16 protein-coding genes are annotated in these 20487 nt (G+C 71.2%); 5 read left to right on the top strand and 11 right to left on the bottom strand.

All coding sequences use genetic code 11. From position 1 onward, the window contains the following. Positions 1-40: 40 nt before the first annotated feature. Positions 41-808, top strand: a complete 768-nt coding sequence (locus tag ACILRH_RS12705; protein ID WP_395693805.1) for a DUF3105 domain-containing protein — start codon at positions 41-43, stop codon at positions 806-808. 175 nt (positions 809-983) lie between these two features. On the opposite strand, the gene ACILRH_RS12700 is transcribed toward ACILRH_RS12705, so the two are convergent. Then, complete coding sequence (locus ACILRH_RS12700; protein WP_395693803.1) at positions 984-2075, bottom strand: mannose-1-phosphate guanylyltransferase; 1092 nt, start codon at positions 2073-2075, stop codon at positions 984-986. A gap of 17 nt (positions 2076-2092) precedes the next feature. Between ACILRH_RS12700 and ACILRH_RS12695 the strand changes: the two genes are divergently transcribed. Next, a complete protein-coding gene (locus ACILRH_RS12695; protein WP_395693802.1) occupies positions 2093-2818 on the top strand; it encodes a TIGR03089 family protein in 726 nt (241 codons plus the stop codon). Positions 2819-2848: 30 nt separating this feature from the next. Here the strand turns inward: ACILRH_RS12695 and ACILRH_RS12690 are convergent, their stop codons facing one another. The 7 genes from ACILRH_RS12690 to ACILRH_RS12660 all read right to left on the bottom strand — a co-directional run bounded on the left by ACILRH_RS12690 (position 2849) and on the right by ACILRH_RS12660 (position 12876). Then, positions 2849-5692, bottom strand: a complete 2844-nt coding sequence (locus ACILRH_RS12690; protein WP_395693800.1) for an FG-GAP-like repeat-containing protein — start codon at positions 5690-5692, stop codon at positions 2849-2851. Between the two features lie 388 nt (positions 5693-6080). Beyond that, positions 6081-6872, bottom strand: a complete 792-nt coding sequence (locus ACILRH_RS12685; protein WP_395693798.1) for an ABC transporter ATP-binding protein — start codon at positions 6870-6872, stop codon at positions 6081-6083. After that, the gene (locus tag ACILRH_RS12680) at positions 6872-7783 is read right to left on the bottom strand and encodes an ABC transporter permease (protein ID WP_395693796.1); all 912 of its coding nucleotides are present in this window, start codon (positions 7781-7783) and stop codon (positions 6872-6874) included. Before ACILRH_RS12680 ends, ACILRH_RS12685 begins: the two co-directional genes overlap by 1 nt. Further along, positions 7776-9824, bottom strand: a complete 2049-nt coding sequence (locus ACILRH_RS12675; protein ID WP_395693795.1) for a glycosyltransferase — start codon at positions 9822-9824, stop codon at positions 7776-7778. The genes ACILRH_RS12680 and ACILRH_RS12675 overlap by 8 nt, the downstream gene beginning before the upstream one ends. Next, positions 9821-11011 carry a UDP-galactopyranose mutase gene (gene glf / locus ACILRH_RS12670; RefSeq protein ID WP_395693793.1) on the bottom strand — a complete coding sequence of 397 codons (1191 nt, stop codon included), beginning with the start codon at positions 11009-11011 and terminating at the stop codon, positions 9821-9823. The genes ACILRH_RS12675 and glf overlap by 4 nt, the downstream gene beginning before the upstream one ends. Before the next feature lie 6 nt (positions 11012-11017). Further along, positions 11018-11920 carry a glycosyltransferase family 2 protein gene (locus ACILRH_RS12665; protein ID WP_395693791.1) on the bottom strand — a complete coding sequence of 301 codons (903 nt, stop codon included), beginning with the start codon at positions 11918-11920 and terminating at the stop codon, positions 11018-11020. After that, a complete protein-coding gene (locus ACILRH_RS12660; RefSeq protein WP_395693790.1) occupies positions 11917-12876 on the bottom strand; it encodes a glycosyltransferase in 960 nt (319 codons plus the stop codon). The genes ACILRH_RS12665 and ACILRH_RS12660 overlap by 4 nt, the downstream gene beginning before the upstream one ends. A gap of 245 nt (positions 12877-13121) precedes the next feature. On the opposite strand from ACILRH_RS12660, the gene ACILRH_RS12655 reads away from it, so the two are divergent. Beyond that, positions 13122-14345, top strand: coding sequence for an IS110 family transposase (locus ACILRH_RS12655; protein ID WP_395692498.1), 1224 nt, complete (start codon positions 13122-13124; stop codon positions 14343-14345). Between the two features lie 75 nt (positions 14346-14420). Here ACILRH_RS12655 and ACILRH_RS12650 read toward each other — a convergent pair whose 3' ends face one another. Beyond that, positions 14421-15866, bottom strand: coding sequence for an LCP family protein (locus ACILRH_RS12650; protein ID WP_395693788.1), 1446 nt, complete (start codon positions 15864-15866; stop codon positions 14421-14423). Between the two features lie 128 nt (positions 15867-15994). Between ACILRH_RS12650 and ACILRH_RS12645 the strand changes: the two genes are divergently transcribed. After that, complete coding sequence (locus ACILRH_RS12645) at positions 15995-17227, top strand: LCP family protein (RefSeq protein WP_395693786.1); 1233 nt, start codon at positions 15995-15997, stop codon at positions 17225-17227. A gap of 10 nt (positions 17228-17237) precedes the next feature. Further along, positions 17238-18104 (top strand): crotonase/enoyl-CoA hydratase family protein, encoded by an 867-nt coding sequence (locus ACILRH_RS12640; protein WP_395693784.1) that lies wholly within the window; start codon positions 17238-17240, stop codon positions 18102-18104. A gap of 210 nt (positions 18105-18314) precedes the next feature. Here the strand turns inward: ACILRH_RS12640 and paaK are convergent, their stop codons facing one another. Beyond that, positions 18315-19637, bottom strand: a complete 1323-nt coding sequence (gene paaK, locus ACILRH_RS12635; RefSeq protein WP_395693782.1) for a phenylacetate--CoA ligase PaaK — start codon at positions 19635-19637, stop codon at positions 18315-18317. Continuing rightward, entirely contained in the window at positions 19634-20398 is a 765-nt protein-coding gene (locus ACILRH_RS12630) for a SigB/SigF/SigG family RNA polymerase sigma factor (protein WP_395693780.1), read from the bottom strand. The genes paaK and ACILRH_RS12630 overlap by 4 nt, the downstream gene beginning before the upstream one ends. Positions 20399-20487 lie beyond the last annotated feature (89 nt).

Here is a 20487-nt window from a genome sequence, read left to right as displayed (position 1 = left end):
CAGCCCAGGGGCCGCAGCCAGCCGTGAGGAAGACCCGCCCGTGGCCAAGTCAGGCAAGTCCGCGAAGTCCGACCGCCAGGCGGTCGTCGAGCAGATGCGCAAGCAGCAGCAGAGCGCGGAGCGTCGGCGGAGCTCGATCATCGTCGTCGTGTGCGTGGCGGTCGCGCTCGCGATCGTCGCCGTGCCGGCGTACACGATCATCAAGAACAAGCTCGACGAGCGGAAGTACACGAGCAAGGCCCTCGACCAGATCGGCGCGCCCGCCTCAGCGTGCCAGGACATCGTGACCAAGAAGGCCGACGGCAACCAGAACCACGTGCCGGTCGGGACTCCGGTCGACTACACCACCGCGCCCCCCGCGTTCGGCCCGCACTGGAACGAGGCCGGCGTCGCGCCGGCGCCGTTCGCGCGGAAGTTCTACACCGCGAAGGACCGGCCCGAGCTCGAGGCGCTGGTCCACAACCTCGAGCACGGCTACACGATCTTGTGGTACGACGCCTCGGTCGCCGATGACGCCGACCAGCTCAGCCAGGTCAAGGCGATCGCCGCGAAGTTCGAGGACTCCAGCGACAGCTTCCGCGACAAGTTCATCGCAGCGCCGTGGACCTCCGACGACGAGGGTGGCAAGGCCTTCCCCGACGGCGCGCACGTCGCTCTCACCCACTGGTCGGCGGGCGGCACCGGCGAGACCGACCAGGCCAAGCAGCTCGGCGCCTTCCAGTACTGCTCCGCCCCGAGCGGCGCGGCGCTGCAGACCTTCATGGAGAAGTACCCCTTCTCCGACACCCCTGAGCCCAACGCGATGTGAGCGCCCCTCGCCCGAGCTTGCTCGGGCGAGACCCGGGCGCCAGGTTGAGGAGCGTCGGCGCGGACAGAGCGCAGCGAGGGACGCGCGACGCGTCTCGAAACCCAGCCGTCTCCAGAACGACCCAGCCGGTCACGACCCCCGACTCAACCGGTCACGACCCTCAACTCGACGAGCCTCAGGTCAGGTCGCCCCGGCCCGACTCCTTCAGCTCGGCGACGACCTGCTTGACGTCCTGGGCCCGGGCACGGGTGGTGACGAGCAGCGCGTCGGGGGTGTCGACGACGACCACGTCGTCCAGGCCGATGACCGCGACCACCCGGCCGGCGGCGGGCAGCACGAGCCCGGTCGTGTCCACGGCGTGCACCAGGCCCGCGTCACCGAGGACCGAGGTCTGCGCGGCGTCGCCGCCGACCAGCGCGGCGAGCGAGTCGAAGTCGCCGATGTCCTCCCACCGGAACGCCGACGGCACGCACGCCACCCGGCCGGCGTCGGCAGCGGGCTCGGCGACCGCGTGGTCGAGCGCGATCTTCGGGAGCCTCGGCCACAGCTCCTCCAGCCGCTCGGGCGCCGCGGCGATGGTGCGCAGCGTGGCGGCGAACTCGGGGTGCCAGCGACCGAGCAGGTCCAGCAGCACGGTGGGCCGGACGATGAACATCCCGGCGTTCCAGCGGTAGCGACCGGTCGCGAGGTACTCGGTCGCGGTCCGGACCGACGGCTTCTCCACGAACTCCGCGACCGCGGTGGCGGCGTCGTGACCGGGCAGCGGGTCGCCGAGGTGGATGTAGCCGAAGGCCGAGGAGGGGAACGCCGGCTCGATGCCCAGGGTCACCAGCCAGTCGTCGCGGGCGACGGAGGCGGCCGCACGCACCGAGTCCGCGAACAGGTCCGGGTCCGCGATGACGTGGTCGGCCGCGAAGGACCCCATGACCGCGTCCGGGTCGTGCCGCTCCAGCAGCGCCGCGGCCAGCCCGATCGCCGCCATCGAGTCGCGGGGGGACGGCTCCGCGAGGACCCAGTCCGCGTCGAGGTCCGGCAGCTGGCGGCGTACGGCGTCGCGGTGCGGACGCCCGGTGACCACCACGACCCGCTCTTCGGCGAGCGGGGCGAGCCGGTCGAGGGTGCCCTGCAGGAGCGTTCGTCCGGTGCCGGTGAGGTCGTGGAGGAACTTGGGCTCCGACGAGCGGGACAGCGGCCACAGCCGGGTCCCGGCGCCGCCGGCCGGGATCACGGCCCAGAAGTGGTCGATCGACGCGGTTCCGCTTGCCATGCTGGCAGCCTAGGGCCGTGACCACCTTCCACGACGTCCTGGCGCGCCAGCTGCGCGGCGACTCGTCCCGGCCGCTGATCACCTTCTACGACGACGCGACGGCCGAGCGGGTCGAGCTGTCGGTGACCACCTACGCGAACTGGGTCGCCAAGACCGCGTCGCTGCTGGTCGAGGAGCACGACCTCGAGCGCGGGCAGTCGCTGTGCGTCGACCTGCCGGCGCACTGGCTGGGGCCGGTGTTCCTCGGCGCCGCGTGGACGGCTGGACTCGTGGTGACCGGGCCGGAGGACGGGACTCCCGACGCGGTGGTGTGCGGGCCGGACGGGGTGGCCACGTGGGCGGAGCGGTCGGGGGAGACCGTCGTCCTGGCCTGCTCGCTGCTGCCACTCGGCGTCCGGTTCGACCGGCCGTTGCCGGCCGGGGTCCACGACGTCGGCGTGGAGGTGTGGGGTCAGCCGGACTCGTTCGTGCCCTGGGACCCGCCGGGCGACGACGACCCTGCCACCGGCGCGTCGTTCGGCGGGGCCACGCAGGGCCAGACGTGGACGACGGCCGCCGCCGGGAGTCTCCTCACCGACGGCGGCCGCCTCCTCACGGAGGCGAACCCGGCTTCCCCACCAGGACTCGCCACCTTCACCGAGCCGCTCGCTCGCGGCGGCTCGCTGGTCCTCGTCACCCACGCCGGACCGGACCGGCTCGATGCGGTGTCGACCGCCGAGCGCGTGACGGCCCGCTTCCCTTAGCCGCGGGGTGCGACCGACCAGCCTGCCGGCTCAGCCGGCCAGGTCGTAGCCTCCCATCCCCCCGGCGAGGAAGCGCCGGGTGCCGAAGCCGCTGGTGGTGCCCGGGAGCACCCACAGCGAGCCGGAGGCGCGGTCGCGGACGATCACGTCCGCGTGTCCGCGGAGCTGCACGTCGCTGACCCCGATCACCCAGTCGTACGGCGAGACGTCGACGCTCATCGACCGGGGGCTCGTCAGGCCACCGGGACCGTTGCCGGGGTAGAGCGTCAGGCGGTTGCCGGAGCGGAGCAGGGAGTCCGGTGCGCCGTCCCCGTCCCAGCGCCCCACGGCGACCTGGCGCCCCGCGACGATCCGGCTGTGCGCCTCGTAGCTCGGGCGCAGGCCCCGGAGCCCGGCACCCGGGTAGATGCGCATGTCCCCGCCCCGCGGCTCGCCCATCAGGTCCGGCCAACCGTCGCCGGTCATGTCACCGACGGCCGCGAGCAGCCCGACACCGGCGAACCCGGTGCCGATGCGCACCCCGGTCGCGAAGTGCCCGGTGCCGTCACCGCGCCGCAGGTAGAGGGCGCCGCTCGCCTTGCTGCGGATGATGACGTCGCCGAAGCCGTCGCGGTCCCAGTCACCGGCGTTGAGCACCAGGTTGGCGTTGGACAGGTTCATGCCGGTCGGGATCGGGGCTCCGGTCTCGACCGTGCCGTTGTTGGGGTAGACCACCAGGGTGCGGCCCGTGCGGCCGACCACGTCGGGCGTCGCGTCGCCGGTCAGCTGGGCCGCGCCGAGCAGCGACCCGACGCCGGCGATCCGCGGGATCGGCCCGAAGGGGTGGCCGTAGGTGCCATCGCCGCGGGACGGGAGCACGTAGCCCTGCTTGGTGCTCTTGGAGCGGGCGAACAGGTCGGGGTCACCGTCCTTGTCGAAGTCGCCGATGCCGACCACGTTCGAGTAGGCGCTCCAGCTGCCGGCGACCCGGGTCTTGCCACCGAAGCCACCCTTGCCGGTGCTGGTGAAGCGCCACATGGTGCCGTCGGAGGCCCGCGCCAGCAGGTCGGCGCGGCCGTCGCCGTCGAGGTCGCCCGCGCCGATGAGGGACGTGTACGTCGACCAGCCGGTCCCGAGCCGCTGCAGGGCGAACCGCTCCCGGCTGCGCCCCAGGTAGAGGTCGAGCCGGCCGGTGGCGGTCGAGCGGGCGACCAGGTCGTTGCGGCCGTCGCCGTCCACGTCCCCGACCGCGGTCAGCAGGTCGTGGCCGGCGAAGGCGGACGTGGTGCGCACCGCCGGACCGAAGCCGCCCTTGCCGTCGCCGAGGCGGACCTGGGCACTCCCATCGCTCGAGAGCACGACGAGGTCGCCGACGCCGTCGCCACTGACGTCCGGCGTCACCACGACCCGCTGGCCGCCGACCAGGCCGGTCAGCGCCCGGACCGGCGCCCCGAACCCGGTCAGGCCTCCCGTGGGGATGATGAAGCCCTTGCCGTCGCTGGCGCGTCGCACGACGAGGTCGGGGTACGCCGAGCCGGCCAGGTTCGACTCCAGCTGGCGACCGGACCAGCCGCGCTGGGCCGCGGCGGCGAGCTGACGGATCTGTGGGATCCGGGCATAGAGGTAGCGACCCGGACAGGCGGTGGCCGCCGCGTCCCGGTGCCCGTTGATCGCCTGGAAGTAGCGCGAGCCGACCCACTGCTTGGTGGACGACGCGTCGACGCCGTGGAGCGAGAGCTTCCACGCGAACAGGGCGCCGTAGGCCTGGACCATCGCCTGCGACGGCTGCTTGATGTCGTAGTTGCCGATGGCCGACATCGCGAAGGAGTAGTCGTTGTAGTTCAGGGTGTGCGCTCCGACGACCGGCCGGTCGATGCCGCCGTACCGGCCCTCCCAGATCCGGCCGAACCGGTCGACGAGGTAGTTGTAGCCGATGTCGGACCAGCCGCGGGACTGCGTGTGGTAGGCGTAGATGCTGCGCAGCAGCGCCGGCACCTCCGCCCGGGTGTAGTCGTTCGCGTTGACCGTGTGGTGCACGAACCCCGCGTGGACCTCCCCGTAGTGCAGCGAGGACTTCTCGCGCATGCTCTCGTCGGCGCCCCACTGCGCACGGGAGAAGATCTGCGGCCGGGGGGTGTAGGTCGCCGCGGACAGGTCGATCCGGTCCGTCCCGTCGGTGCCCTCGCCGGCGTCCGTCGCGAGGCTGGCCGGCGCTCCGGCGGCCGCGACCGCGTCGCCGGGGGTGCCGTCCATCGTGGTGGTGTCCAGGGCGGGCTTCTCGTACGCCGAGTGCGCCGCTCGCCCGGGGTCCACGACCGAGAGCCGCAGGTCGGCGGGCAGGCCGGTGTGGGCGGTCTGCACCCGCACCTGGACGTCGTCGACGTCGCCGACGAGCAGCGCGTCGGTGCCGGGACGGGCGTGCCGCGCCTCGGCGCTCCCGGGGTCGGGCCCGTGCTCGGGGTCGTAGCCGATCGGCATCCACCCCGACCAGGCGTCGCCGGTGCGGGTGCGGACCTGGAGGGTGATGTCGTCGGTCGCGACCTCGGCACCGTGGGCCCAGGTGACGCCGACCGCTCCGTAGCCGACGACGGGCTCGGGCCGGCTCACGACCGAGGTGACGGAGCCGGCGACCGTACGCCGGCCGGCCGGCGTGGTGAGCGGGTACTCGTGGACGGTGGGGTCGACGACCTCGGTCGGCACCTTGGCCGGCGTCGTCGCCGCCCGGACGTAGGCGGCGAGGGCGCCGCGTGTCCCGGTCGCGGACCCGGCGTCGCTCGGGCTCTGCACGACATCGAGGCTCACGACGCTGGCCGCCGGCGTGAGGGCGGCCAGCACCACCGCGAGCGCCAGCAGCTGCTGGCACCCGGTGATGAAACGGATCTTGCTCGCGGGCATCGGGAAGCTCCAGTTTGTGCGCGGGGAAGGTCACACAGGACGCAACTTTCACACGCGCACCACCGGTGCGGAAGGGAATCTGAGTAACTACAAGTGTGTAATTTCCACTCGACACGCCGACACTTCTGAGATTCCCGAAAAAGTTTCAGGCGTGTAGTTCTCGCCGAGTCGGCGCTACTGCCGGCGCGTGGGGCGCCGAGTCGGCGCTACCGCCGGCCCCAGGATGCCGAGTCGGCGCTACTGCCGGCGCGTGGGGCGCCGAGTCGGCGCTGTCGCCGTTCATCCGAAGCCTTGCGGCGGTGGGGTGATCGCCGAGTCGGCGCTACCGCCTCCCCCGCTGCGCTCCTCCGGCACTAACGCCGACTCGGCTCGAATCTGACGCTGCGCGTCAGATGTCGGCGCCGAGCTCTTCGTCCGCGTCCTCGCCCTCGAGCTCCTCGGTCGTCTCCGGGTCGTCGTACTTGAGGTACCGGATGCCGGCGTTGGTCTCGCCGTCGAAGACCAGCCGGCCCTTCTCCAGGACCAGGACGCGATCGCACATCTTGCGGACCGAGGCCGCGGCGTGGCTGACGTAGAAGAGGGTCCGGCCGCTGTCGCGGATCTCCTGCATCCGGGCCAGGCACTTCTGCTTGAACGGCTTGTCCCCCACCGCGAGCACCTCGTCGGCCAGGAAGATGTCGGAGTCCACGTGGATGGCGACCGAGAAGCCGAGCCGGGCGAACATGCCCGACGAGTAGTGACCGACCGGCGAGTCGAGGAACCGCCCGATGTCGGCGAACTCCACGATGTCGTCGAACTTGCGGTTGGTCTCGGCATCGGTCATGCCGAGGACCGCGGCGTTGAGGTAGATGTTCTCGCGGCCGGTCAGCTGCGGGTGGAAGCCGGCACCGGTCGCGATCAGGCCGGAGATCCGCCCGCGGGTCAGCACCTGGCCGCTCTCGGGACGCATCACCCCGTTGATCAGCTTCAGCAGCGTGCTCTTGCCCGAGCCGTTGAGGCCCATCAGGCCGATCGACTCGCCCTGCTCGACCATGAACGACACGTCGTCGAGGGCCCGGAACGTGTCGCTGATGTCCTGGCGCTTCAGGGCGGCGACGGTCATCTGCTTGAAGGTGCGGTGGTAGCGCAGGGTGAACGTCTTGATGACGTTCTCGACCACGATCGACTCGGAGCCGCTCATCACAGGCGCTCCGGGATCTTGTTCTCGAGGCGGGAGAAGACCAGCTGTCCGAAACCGAGCACCACGGCGGAGATGCCCAGCGCGATGATGCTGCGCAGGTAGAGGTGGTCGGGCATGTGCTGGGCGACCGTCGCGGCCGGGTCGGTGGTCGTGCCGACCCAGAACGCGCGCTGCATCAGCAGGACCGCGATGGCGATCGGGTCGGCGAGGTAGAGCTCGGTGTGCCCGTGGAAGCGCTCGGCGACCAGGCTGTAGGGGTAGATCATCGGCACGCCGAAGCGGACGAAGTTGGTGAGGATCGAGGCCACGTTCGAGACGTCGCGGAAGAAGACGTTGGCGGCGCTGAACAGCAGCGCCATCGCGGTGCCGAGGGTCATGATGATCAGGATCGACATCACCATCGCCACCGGGTCGCCGATGCCGGGGGTCCACCCGAGCAGGGCGGAGAAGATCACCAGGATCACCAGCTGCGGGACCACGTGGTAGAGCGACACCAGCATCGACGCGACGGGGAACATCTCCCGCGGCATCGCCATCTTCTTGACCAGCGACTTGTTGCGCACGATGGAGCGGGTGCCCGCGTTGAAGGTCTCGTTGAAGAAGTGGACGATGATCAGCCCGCAGAACATGTGGATCGCGAAGTTCTGGACGTCCTTGTGCAGGTTGAACAGCACGCCCATCACGAAGTAGTAGATGAAGAACTGCGTGAGCGGGTTGACGTAGGACCACAGCAGCCCCAGCGCCGAGCCCTGGTAGCGGGCGCTGATCTCTCGGCGGACCAGGAGGCGCAGCAGGTAGCGGCGGCGCATCACCCCGAAGAGCCCGGTCGCCTCCGACGGCGGGCTCAGGGGTGCGTCGACGTGGTGGACAGGGCGCTCGACGGTGTGAGGCGCCGACGACACCTCAGTCATCGGCGGGCCCGTCCAGCCACGGCCCGAAGGTCTGCTCCCACGCCTCCGGGGAGGTGATCGCGGGCAGCGCACGGCGGTAGGTCTCGGCGAGGTCGTCCCACTCCGAGGCCAGCCGGCGGTGGATGTCGACGGTGCGGCGCAGCAGGTCGACGAACTTGTCCCGGTCGCGCCGGTAGAAGGCCGCCGCCGTGCCGTCGGGCATCGACACGATCGCGGAGTCGTAGCGCGCGATCTTGTGCCACTTCGCGTCCTGGGCGGTGATCTCCGCCTCCGGGTGCGTCTGGGCGAGGGCACGGGGCCGGCGCAGCTGGCGCAGTGGCTGGAGCAGCGCCTGCACGGTGGCCTGCCGACCCGAGATCACCGGGGAGGCTTCGCGGCCCTTGCGCGGCAGCTTGTGACGCTTGACCTCGGGGAAGACGCTCGGGTCGGACACCAGGGTCGCGTCGTCGTACCCCTGCACGAGCGACCTGATCTCGGGCAGCGTCGTCGGGAGGGTCTCGTGGAGCCGACCGGGGCCGCGCAGCACGTCCTCGAGCGCCCGGTGCCGCAGCTCGACGGTGGAGTACTGCATCGACACCAGGTGCTTGACCTGGTGGTTGAAGCTCTCCCGCACCAGCCGACCGCCTCGCGGGTACTGGGAGTGCAGCAGCGCGGCGATCATCCGGTTGCGGACGTGGAAGTAGGACTGCCAGTCCAGCGCGTCGTTCTTGTCGGTCCACGGGACGTGCCAGACCGCCGACCCCGGCAGGCTCACCGTCGGGATGCCGGCCGCCTTGGCCCGCAGGCCGAACTCGGAGTCGTCCCACTTGATGAACAGCGGCAGGGACAGGCCCACCTCGCGCAGGGTCGAGACGGGGATCAGGCACTCGAACCAGCCGTTGTAGTCGACGTCGACCCGCTTGTGGAGCCAGCGCGTCGAGCGCAGGTTGCGCTCGGCGAAGTCCCAGGAGGGGATCACGTCTGGCGCGGGGCCCCACCAGAACGAGTACGGCGACACCCGCTCGCCGAAGCTGTGCAGCTGGGTCTTCTGGAAGATGCTGAACATGTGCCCGCCGACGATCGTCGGGCGGCGGCACAGGTCGCCGAACGTGATCGCCCGGACGATGCCCTCGGTCTCGCACTCGACGTCGTCGTCGAGCATGAGGACGTACGTCGACCGCCCGCCGCGCAGGGCCTCGTACTGCCCCCGGGCGAAGCCGCCGGAGCCACCGATGTTGCCCTGCTCGATGATCCGCAGCCGGCTGCCGAGCGCCTGCTTCGCCGCCGGGAACACCTCGGAGTCGGCGACCTTCTGGGTGCCCTGCTCCATGACCACGACCTCGTCGACGAGGTCACGCAGCAGGATCGAGCGGCCCAGCTCGAGCAGCAGGTTCGCGCAGAAGTCCTGCCGGTTCATGGTGGTGATGGCGATGGTCGCGGTGCCGCGGTCGGCCCGGTCCGCCGGCACCTCTGCGGTCCACTCCGCCGACTCGACCACGGCGTCCTCGTCGGCGGCGACGACGTCGTACCAGTACCAGCCGCCGTCGACGAACGGCTTGAGCGGCAGGTCGAACGAGAACTCTCCGGAGCCGCTGGCGTTGATCGCGCTGTCCACGCGCTGGGACCGGCCGTTGGCCAGCGACCGGTAGACGATGACGGTCGCTCCCTCACCGCGGACCCGGACGGTCAGCCGGACCTCGTCGACGATCGTGTGCCGGCGCCAGTAGGACGCGGCGAAGCCGTTGAAGTAGGTGCCGAACGACATCGTCTCGCCCTGCACCACCCGGAAGGCCGTGCGCGACTCGACCTGATCGGGGTGGATCTGCGACACGCCCCGGGCCGCGCTCTGGATGCGGTTGGCGATCGCGTTGGCCTCGTGGGCCGCCCGCGTGTGGCCGATCTCGTACTTGTCGGCGTCCAGCGCCGCGGGGTCCGGGTCGACGTAGAGCTTGATCACGTCGGTGTCGCGGTCGCGCGGCATGATCTGCCGCTGCAGCAGGACCCGCACGGTGCCCGGGCGGTCCTCGGTCGCGGGGTCGACCTGGGTGTGGGTGACCGTCACTCGTCGACTCCTCCGCTGGCCAGCGGCGCCTGTCCGGTGAAGTGGGGCCGCAGCTTGTTCTCGAACATCGAGAGGGCCGAGCCGATGGCCATGTGCATGTCGAGGTACTTGTAGGTGCCGAGGCGTCCACCGAACAGCACCATCGGCTCCTTCTTGGCCAGGTCGCGGTAGCGCAGCAGCTTCTCGCGGTCCTCGGCCGTGTTGATCGGGTAGTACGGCTCGTCGTCCTCGCCGGCGAATCGAGAGTACTCGTGCACGATGACGGTCTTGCCGGGCAGGTGCGTCCGCTCGGGGTGGAAGTGCTTGAACTCGATGATGCGGGTGAAGGGCACGTCCTGGTCGTTGTAGTTCACCACGCCGGTGCCCTGGAAGTCGTCGACCTCCTCGACCGACCGCTCCAGGTCGACGGTGCGCCACGACAGGCGGCCCTCGCTGTGGCCGAAGTACTCGTCCACCGGCCCGGTGTACACGATCGGGACGCTGCCCTTGAGCTCGTCGGCCAGGTCGAAGAAGTCGGTGCCGAGCCGGACCTCGATGTTCGGGTGGTCGGCCATCCGCTCCAGCCACGCTGCGTACCCGTCGGTGGGCAGCCCCTCGTGGGTGTCGTTGAACCAGCGGTTGTCGAAGGTGTAGCGCACCGGCAGCCGCGTGATGATGTCCGCGCTCAGCTCGGTCGGGTCGGTCTGCCACTGCTTGGCCGTGTAGCCCTTGATGAACGCCTCGTAGAGCGGCCGGCCGATCAGGCTGATCGCCTTCTCCTCGAGGTTCGTGGCGTCCTCGGTGCGGATCTCGCTGGCCTGCTCCGCGATCAGGGCACGGGCCTCGGCCGGGGTGTGGCTGCGGCCGAAGAACTGGTTGATGAGTCCCAGGTTCATCGGCAGCGAGTAGACCTGGCCCTGGTACTTGCCGAACACCCGGTGCTTGTAGTCGGTGAACGACGTGAACCGGTTGACGTACTCCCAGACCTTCTCGTTGGAGGTGTGGAAGAGGTGGGCGCCGTACTTGTGGACCTCGATGCCCGTCTCCGGGTCGCGCTCGGAGTAGGCGTTGCCGCCGAGGTGGTCGCGCCGGTCGAGCACGAGCACCTTGAGCCCGAGCTCGGTGGCGCAGCGCTCCGCGACGGTCAGGCCGAAGAAGCCGGAGCCGACGACGACGAGCTGAGCGGGGTCTGCGACAGGGGACGACACGAGGGGTCAGTCTACGGACCGACTCGGCTCGATCCGCATTCCCCGCGCGTCGCGCATGGCACGGATCACATTGCGCGCCTCCGCCGCCCCGCCGCGGCCCGGACTGAGCGCGACCACCGCCGCCGTGACCAGCCAGGGCTTGGCCCGGACCAGCGCGTTCTCGCCGTACCGCAGGTGGACCACGAACAGGTTGCGGTACATGTAGTAGCCCTTCCACCCGCTCAGGTCGTGCTGCTGGTCGAAGTCGAGCTGGCGGACCAGCACGGCGTCGCGGATCCCCCAGATCCGGAAGCCGGCCCGCCGCGCGCGCACGGCGTAGTCCACGTCGTCGTAGAAGATGAAGAACGTCGGGTCAGGCAGGCCGATCGCGTCGACGACCTCCCGGCGCACCATGAAGCCCTCGAAGGCGACGTTCTGGAGCTCGACGCGTCGCGGCATCCGGTCGCGGGCGCGGTAGACCGTCTCCACCATCGCCGTCTTGGGGCGGATGGAGAACGGGTTGCGCAGGTCGAACCGGGTCGCGGCCTTCTCCACCAGCCGGCCCGAGGTGTCCTCGCGCACCGCCATCAGGCAGGCCTCGTCCTGGGCCATCAGCACGGTGAGGCAGTCCGGCGCCGGCACCACGTCGTCGTCCATCAGCCAGATCCGGTCGAAGCCCCGCTCGTACGCCGTGCGCACGCCGAGGTGGAAGCCGCCTGCACCGCCGAGGTTCTCCGCGGGCCGCACCACCTCCAGAGCGGGGTTCGTGGCAGCAGCCAGCACCTTGGGCGTGCGGTCGGTGCTGGCGTTGTCGACGACGATGACCGCGTCGGGCAGGCGGTCGAGCCGGCCGAGCCCGGCCAGCATCTGCTCGAGCAGGTCGGCCCGGTTGAAGGTGACGACGACGACCGCCACGGTCTCCGACCTCACCGCAGGTACCTCCGGTGGCCGGAGAAGTCACCGCGCAGGCCCGCCCACATGGCGCGGAGGCTCAGCCCGAGCCGGCGCGGGGACGGTTGCGTCAGCGTGTAGAACCAGAGGGTCTTCGCCACGAACGCGAGGGCGTGCGGCCAGCCCCGGTACTCGCGCAGGTTGAGCAGGTTGTTGCGGGCCATGCAGTAGTGCTTGAGGTCGCTCGGGCTGTGGTTGTAGGTGGTGCGCCCGAACATCATCGGCGTCCCGAGGCTGCCGACGGCGGGGTGTCGGACCTGGGCGGCGACCACCGTGGCGATCCGGGCGCCGGCGGCCTCGGCGCGCAACCGGTACTCGTGGTCGTCGCCCCAGATGAAGTACTCCGCGCGCGGCAGGCCGATACGCTCCACGAGGTCCCGCGTGACCAGGACCCCGTTGAACGGGATGACGATCCCGTCGATCCGGTCCCCGCGGGCAGCGGCGCGCACGTCGGCGAGCCGGTGGACCACGCGGGTCCCGCCGGGCAGGCGGATGGGGAAGACCAGTCGTCCGGGGTCGGCCTCGTCGACCACGAGGGGCCCCCAGAAGTCCAGGTCGGGCTCGGCGAGCAGCCGGGACAGGCAGTCGACGTCGGGGAGCCCGTCGTCGTCCATCAGCCAGACCAGGTCGGCCCCGCGCTCGAGCGCCCAGGCCATCCCGTCGTGGAACCCACCGGCGCCGCCGCCGTTCTCGGCCAGGGTGCGGCCCAGGACCGGCACGACGAGGTGGTCGTCGCCCGGGTCCCGGTCGGCCAGACCCGCCAGCCACTCCCCCGTGCCGTCGGTCGAGGCGTTGTCGACGACCAGCACCTCGGCGAGCCCCGACACCTCGTCGAGCCGCTCGAGCAGCCGCTCCAGCAGGTCGAGGCGGTTGTAGGTGACGACGACCGCAGTCACCCGCGCGCCGGCGTACGGCGCGGCAGGCTGGTCGGTCACGGCGACCACCCTAATGGGGCTGCACCGGTCGGGTTTCGGCCAGAGTGGTGTCCGAGTCCGCCGGTGGGTGAGCACTGTTCCACCCAGGCCCGGGAGGTCTAGCTCTAGATCGTGCCCCCGCCGGTGACGAGGAGGCGTTGATGGCTGCTGGGATGACGAGCCCCGCTGTGTGCGGTGAGCACTGAACCATTAGGTCGCCTGCGAGCCTCTTCTGGACGATCCGTTCGCGACTGAGGAGAGATCGGGTGCTGTTCCTGGGTGATGACTGGGCCGAGTCCCATCACGACATCGAGCTCCAAGACGAGCGTGGCCGGGTGCTGAAACGGTGTCGGCTGCCCGAGGGGGTGACCGGGCTGGGCCAGCTCCATGCGCTGATCGCCGATCACCTCGCCGACCACGATGAGCCGGAGTCGGTCCTGGTGGGGATCGAGACCGACCGCGGCGGCTGGGTCCACGCGCTGGTCGCGGCCGGCTACACGGTCTATGCGATCAACCCGAAACAGGCCTCCCGCTACCGCGAACGGCTCACCACCTCCGGCGCCAAGAGCGACCCCGGTGACGCGCACGTGCTGGCCCAGATCGTCCGCCTGGACCGTGAGCACCACCGGGTCATCGCCGGGGACAGCGAGCAGGCCGAGGTCGTCAAGACCGTGGCCCGCACCCACCAGACGATGATCTGGACCCGGCAGCGGCAGGCCAACCAGCTGCGCTCGATGCTGCGAGAGTTCTACCCCGCCGCCCTCGAGGCGTTCGGCGAGGACCTGGCCAGCCGCGACGCGCTCGCCGTGCTCGCGGTCGCTGCGACACCGGCCGCTGGGCGGGCACTCTCCACGGCACGGCTGGTCAGTGTGCTGCGCAAGGCCGGAAGACAGCGCAACCTGCAGGCCCGGGCCCAGGAGATCTCCACCGCCCTGCGCGCCGAGCACCTCGGGCTGTCCGACGCGCTCACCGAGGCCTACGGCGTCAGCGTGACCTCGCTGGTGGCGGTACTGACCACGATGGTCGCCCAGGCGGCTGCCCTCGAGGGCGAGGTGGAGCGGTGTTTTGGCCAGCACCCGGACGCTGAGATCATCACCAGCCAGCCCGGCCTCGGTGTGGTCCTCGGTGCCCGGGTGCTTGCCGAGTTCGGTGACGACAAGGACCGCTACGCCGACGCCAAGGCCCGCCGCAACTACGCCGGGACCAGCCCCATCACCAAGACCTCGGGCAAAAGCAAGGTCGTCCTCGCCCGCTACGCCCGTAACAAACGACTGGCCGACGCGCTGCACCAGCAGGCCTTCTCCGCCCTCAGCGCCTCACCTGGCGCACGGGCCTTCTACGACCATCACCGAGCCCGCGGCGCCACCCACCACCAAGCACTCCGCGCCCTGTCCAACCGCCTCGTCGGCATCCTCGACGGCTGCCTACGCAACCAGACGACCTACGACGAGACCACCGCCTGGGCACACCGCCAACCCGCAGCCGCTTGACGCCCTGCACCCCTGGGATATCTAGGGGGACGCCCCCGACCGCGCGCCGCGGGCCGAGCCGGGCGGCGTCCTCGCTCAGCAGGCAGTGCCGAGGTCGTCGGCCTCGTTGGCGGCGTAGCCGGTGCTCTTGGAGCCGATCGACCCACCGGTCACGGTCGTGCTGCGGTGGCTCGGCGACTTCGACGGGGCGGGCGCGGAGCCCTCGGCACGATCGATCGCCTGGGCGACCTTGGCCCGGATGAGCGGGAAGTCGGGGTGAGCGGTGTCGATCATCGGTGGCACCAACGACAGCGTCGACACCTTCTGGCTGCGTGCCTTCATCGCCAGCTCGATGAACGTGCTCACCTCGCTGGCCGGGATGTCGGTGGAGATCATCGCCGAGCTCGCCTGCGCGATCTTCTCGAAGTTCGTGACCGCGACCTGCGGGCTGATCTGCTGGAGCATCGCGCTCATCACGCACTTCTGCCGCGCCATCCGCGAGTAGTCGTCGGAGTCGTCCCGGGCCCGGGCGAACCAGAGCGTGTCGTGACCGTCGAGCTTGCGCACGCCGGGCTTGATGTAGCCGGTGACGTCGTCGCCGAGCCCGCCGACCGGGATTGGCTGGCGCACGTTCAGCGTCACGCCGCCGACGGCGTCCACGAGGTCCTTGAAGCCCTCGAGGTTGACCATCGCCCAGTAGTTGATCTTCAGCCCGGTGATCCCCTCGATCGCCATGATCGTGGCGTCGACGCCGGGGTTCTTCGAGCCCGGGAAGAGCTCGGTGTTGTCACCGGCCCAGGTGCTCACTCCGTTGAGGTAGTCGGCGTCGAAGCCGTGCGGGAACTGCTGGTGCATGACCGACCCCTTGACGAAGGGGAAGTGCTCCATGTTGCGCGGCAGGGAGATCAGCACGGTGCGACCGGTCTCCGCGTCGATGCTGGCGACCGTCATGGAGTCCGGGCGCAGCCCCCACCGGCCGGCTCCCGAGTCGCCGCCGAGGAGCAGCACGTTGAAGCGCCCGTCGTGTGCACCGGTGACCTGGTCACCGTCGAACATCGTCAGCATCAGGTGGCGCTGGACCCCCACGATGTGCGCACCGAAGAGCAGGGCGCCGGCGACGGTCAGGGCCAGCACGCCGTTCACGCCCACGGCTGCGCGTCGGTGCCCCATCTGGAGGGTGAGCGGCTGGCCGAGGCGCCAGGCATCGAAGAAGAGCAGCGCCCAGCCGGTCGCGAGCGCCATCAGGGCGACGCGGATCCAGAAGAGGGCGAACGTGCTCGTGGCCAGGTCGAGGACGAGCCCGTGGCGGAACAGGCCGGCGACGAGCGAGCCGATGAGGAGCACCACGACGACGAACCAGGTCCGCAGCGCGATCCAGCCGACCCGCCGGTTGCCGGCGACGACCTGGGCCGAGCCGGGGAGCACCAGCGTCATCAGCATCAGCATCATCGCGCGCCGGAACCGCACGCGGGCGGCGCGCTCGCCGATGGCGCTGCGCGGCGCCGGCCTGTCGAGCGACCCGGGGGAAGAGACGGGCGGCATCGAGTGCCTCTCTCGTGCGTGGAGCGGGGAAGAAGAGCTGATCGCCAGTATCACCAGTCACACCCGTCACACGGTGACGCGACGCGCCGAAGCGGCCGTGTCGGGTGCCACCCGGTACCGTCGGCGCCATGACCGACCGTCCTCGGCAGGATGGTGCGTCCGGGGACGACGCTCCTGACTTCACCTGGCTCTACGGCGCGAACCCGCCGGCCGGCGGCGAGCCGCGGCCCGACGAGACCCGGATGATGCCGACCATGTCCCGCCCGACCCAGCCGCCCGTGCCCCCCGAGGGTCCCGTGTCGCCCCCGGTCGGGCAGCAGCCCCCGCCGGCCCGGTCCACGGCTCCGACGCCGCCGCCGGCCGCGCCGCCGCCCACCGCTCCTCCCGGCCCGAGCCCGGCGCGACGGCGACGCGGACCGCGCTTCTGGATCGCGCTCGTGCTGGCGCTGCTGCTGCTCTGGGTGGTCTACCTCATCGCGGTGCCGCTCTACGCCTGGACCAAGGTCGACGAGGTCGCCTTCGAGCCGTCCGGCAAGCGCCCCGACGACCAGCCCGGGACGACGTACCTGATGGTCGGCAGCGACTCCCGCGCCGGCCTGACCAAGGAGGAGCGCAAGAAGTACGGCACCGGCAACGCGTCCGGTCAGCGCACCGACACCATCATGCTGCTGCACACCGGCAGCGGGCCCAACCTGCTGATGTCGATCCCACGCGACTCGCTGGTCGACATCCCGGGGCACGGGACGACCAAGATCAACGCCGCCTACGCCTACGGCGGGCCGAAGCTGCTCACCAAGACGATCGAGGAGAACACGGGGATCCGCGTCGACGAGTACGTCGAGATCGGCCTCGGCGGGCTCGCGGGCGTGGTGGACGCGGTCGGGGGGATCGAGATCTGTCCCACCACGAACATGAAGGACAAGCTGGCCAACCTCGACATCAAGAAGGGGTGCCAGGAGGTCGACGGCACCACGGCACTGGGGTACGCACGCTCGCGCCACACCTCCGGCATCGGTGACATCGACCGGGTCAAGCACCAGCGCGAGGTCGTCAGCGCGGTCGGCGACAAGGTGCTGTCGCCGTGGACCTTCATCAACCCGGTGCGCTACTGGCGACTGAACATGGCGGTGCCCGACTTCTTCGCCTTCGGCGAGGGGACCGGGCCCTTCCAGGCCGCCAAGTGGGCGTCGGCCATGACCCACGTCGGGCTGAGCTGCGTGGTGCCGATCTCCGACCTGGCCGTGCACTGGGACCCCGACCGGTCCAAGCAGATGTTCGGCTACATCAAGGACGACCGGACGGGCGACATCCCGAAGGCGCTCTGCACGGCGACCGGCCTGCCCAAGAGCGTCACCGGGTGAGCCGCCGACCATGACCTGGCAGACCATCGACTGGTCGGTCGACGAGGACGGTGTCGCGACGCTGACCCTCGACCGGCCCGACCAGCTCAACGCGTTCGACCTGACCATGGCCGCCGAGCTCGAGCAGGTGTTCCGCGAGGACGCCCGCAACGACGCCGTCCGCGCGGTCGTCGTGACCGGCGCAGGCCGGGCGTTCTGCGCCGGGATGGACCTCGCGGCCGAGGGCAACGTGTTCGGTCTCGACGAGACGCTCCGCCCCGGCGTCGAGGAGTTCCGGGCGGCGTACGACCAGCCGCCGTACGCCGACGGCGTCCGCGACACCGGCGGCAAGGTGACCCTGGCGATCCACGCGCTGCCCAAGCCCGTGATCGCGGCGATCAACGGCCCCGCGGTCGGCATCGGCGCGACGATGACCCTGGCGATGGACCTGCGGCTCGCCTCCACGCGCGCCCGGATCGGGTTCGTCTTCGGTCGGCTCGGGATCGTGCCGGAGGCGGCCTCGAGCTGGTTCCTCCCCCGGATCGTCGGCATCCAGCAGGCGCTGGAGTGGGTGTACTCCGCCGAGGTGCTCACCGCGGACGCCGCGCTCGCCGGCCGCCTGGTGCGCAGCCTGCACGAGCCCGACGAGCTGCTGCCGGCCGCCCAGGAGCTCGCGCGCTCGTTCGTGGTCGGCCGGTCGCCGGTCGCGCTCGGCCTGGCCAAGCGGCTGCTCTACCGCAACTCCGCCGTCGCCGACCCGCTCGAGGCGCACCTGTCCGACTCGCTGGCGATGTACTGGACGTCCCTCGGCGACGGCCAGGAGGGCGTCGCCGCGTTCCGCGAGAAGCGAGCGCCGCGCTTCACCGGCCGCGCGTCGGACCTGCCTTCGGTCTACTGACCTGACCGGCGCCGAGCGGTTGCATCCGGCGCGTGCCTGGGCCCCGCGGGTCGGCAGCCACAGGTTCATCACGGTCTGTTGCTGGACCAGCACTTCCCACGGCGGGCACACCATGGGAAGTGCAGGTTCACCAACAGACCATGGTGAAACGGCACCGGTGCCGCCACAGGCGCCCCGCTCCACCGGCCGCGCGTCGGACCTGCCGGCCGTCTACTGACGTGACCGGCGGTCGCTGATCCGCTTGGCCTTGCCCAGGGACCGCTCGAGCGCGTACGGCGCCAGCACCTCGACATGCGCGGTGACCCCGATCCGCTCCTTGACCCGCTCGGCGAGCCGGGAAGCCAGCTCCGGCCCTCGCCCCTCGGCCTGCGCGGCCTCGGTCGCCTCGACCTGCACCGTCAGCTCGTCCAGGCTGCCCGGCCGGGTCAGCACGCACAGGTAGTGCGGCGCGAGCCCCGGCACCGTGAGGATCTGCTCCTCGACCTGGCTGGGGTAGACGTTCACGCCGCGCACGATCATCAGGTCGTCGGTGCGTCCGGTGACCTTCTCCATCCGCCGGAACACGGGGAATGCGGTGCCCGGCAGCAGGCGGGACAGGTCGCGGGTGCGGTAGCGGACCACCGGCATCGCCTGCTTGGTGAGGGAGGTGAACACCAGCTCGCCGGGCTCGCCGTCGGGCACCGGCACCAGGGTCACCGGGTCGACGACCTCCGGGAGGAAGTGGTCCTCCCACACGTGCAGTCCGTCCTGCGTGTCCCCCGACTCGGCGGAGACCCCGGGTCCCATCACCTCAGAGAGCCCGTAGAGGTCGACCGCCCGGACCCCGGACCGCTCCTGGATCGCGCGCCGCATCTCGTCGGTCCACGGCTCCGCCCCGAAGACGCCGACCTCCATCGCGGTGCTGCGCGGGTCGACACCCTGCCGGTCCATCTCGTCGAGGATCGCGAGGAAGTACGACGGCGTCGCCATCACCACCCGAGGCGCGAAGTCGACGATCAGCTGGACCTGCCGCTCGGTCATCCCGCCGCTGACGGGCACCACGGTGCAGCCGAGCCGCTCGGCGCCGTAGTGCGCACCGAGACCACCGGTGAACAGGCCGTAGCCGTAGGCGACATGGACGACGTCCCCCTGCCGGCCGCCCGCCGCCCGCAGGGACCGGGCCATCAGCTCGGCCCACGTCTCCAGGTCGGTCGCCGTGTAGCCCACGACCGTCGGCCGCCCCGTCGTCCCGCTGCTGGCGTGCACCCGGGCGACCTGCTCGCGCGGCACCGCGAACATGCCGAACGGGTAGGTGTCACGCAGGTCGGCCTTCGTGGTGAACGGGAAGCGGGCGAGGTCCGCGAGCGAGCGCAGGTCGTCGGGTCGCACCCCGGCCGCGTCGAACGCCTGCCGGTGGTGCGGGACGCGGTCGTACGCCGCGTGCAGCGTCGTCCGCAGCCGCTCGAGCTGCAGCGCCTCGAGGCGGTCGCGGTCGAGGTCGGGGACACGCCCGGGTCCGTCGGCCGGCGCGTGCGCCGGCTCGCCGTGGGTCACGCGGACAGGGTACGACCGGAGTCGTCCGCGCGCTCCCTGAGCCGGGCGAGGATCCGGTTGAGCAGCCGCGAGACCTGCATCTGGGTGACGCCGATGTCGGCCCCGATCTCGGCCTGGGTGTAGCCGCCGAAGAACCGCAGCTCGAGGATGCGGCGCTCGCGCGGCGTCAGCCCCCGCATGACCGCGGCGAGGGTGACCCGGGCGTCGGCCCCGGCGAATGCGGCGTCGACCTCCCCGAGCCGGTCTCCGATCGGCTCCTCGCCCTCGGGCGCCGGCGCGTCCAGCGACGCCGGGCTGAAGCAGCCGGCGGCGGCCAGGGCGTCGAGGACCTGCTCGAGGTCGACGTCGAGGTGGTGGGCCAGGTCGGAGGGGCGCGGCGACCGACCGAGCTGCTGGGCGAGCTCACCCTCGGCGGCGAGGATCCGGGTCTGGAGCTCCTGGATGGAGCGGGGCGGCCGGAGCGCCCAGCCCTGGTCCCGGAAGTGGCGGCGCAGCTCACCGCGGATGGTCGGCACGGCGAAGGAGAGGAAGTCGTGACCGCGACCGGGGTCGAAGGCGCGCACCGCCTTCACCAGGCCGAGGAAGGCGACCTGGTCGAGGTCGTCGGTCGCGATGCCGCGGCCGCGGTAGCGGCGGGCGCAGTCGGAGGCGACGGTCATGTTCAGCTCGACGATGCGGTCCTCCACCGCGCGCCGCCGGTCTCCGGCGCCGTCGCGGGCCTCCTCGAAGAGCCGCTGCGTGGCGGCACGACGGTCCTCCATCCCCACCTCCTCACGAGCGTTGGGGCGAGGGCGAGACACTCACCGGTGCCGATCCTGGCACCGTGGTCTAGACCGCACACCACCCGAAG

Origin of the sequence: Nocardioides sp. (assembly GCF_044226765.1) — a bacterium.
In the GTDB taxonomy this organism is placed as follows: domain Bacteria; phylum Actinomycetota; class Actinomycetes; order Propionibacteriales; family Nocardioidaceae; genus Nocardioides.
Note: the sequence above shows the minus strand (reverse complement) of the source record. Positions and strands in the feature narration are given on the sequence as shown.

Coding starts and splice junctions, on each gene's coding strand:
- ACILRH_RS12700 (WP_395693803.1), bottom strand. CDS start 2,075: ATGGCAAGCGGAACCGCGTCGATCGACCACTTCTGGGCCGTGATCCCG.
- ACILRH_RS12690 (WP_395693800.1), bottom strand. CDS start 5,692: ATGCCCGCGAGCAAGATCCGTTTCATCACCGGGTGCCAGCAGCTGCTG.
- ACILRH_RS12685 (WP_395693798.1), bottom strand. CDS start 6,872: ATGAGCGGCTCCGAGTCGATCGTGGTCGAGAACGTCATCAAGACGTTC.
- ACILRH_RS12680 (WP_395693796.1), bottom strand. CDS start 7,783: ATGACTGAGGTGTCGTCGGCGCCTCACACCGTCGAGCGCCCTGTCCAC.
- ACILRH_RS12650 (WP_395693788.1), bottom strand. CDS start 15,866: ATGCCGCCCGTCTCTTCCCCCGGGTCGCTCGACAGGCCGGCGCCGCGC.
- ACILRH_RS12645 (WP_395693786.1), top strand. CDS start 15,995: ATGACCGACCGTCCTCGGCAGGATGGTGCGTCCGGGGACGACGCTCCT.
- ACILRH_RS12640 (WP_395693784.1), top strand. CDS start 17,238: ATGACCTGGCAGACCATCGACTGGTCGGTCGACGAGGACGGTGTCGCG.
- ACILRH_RS12630 (WP_395693780.1), bottom strand. CDS start 20,398: ATGGAGGACCGTCGTGCCGCCACGCAGCGGCTCTTCGAGGAGGCCCGC.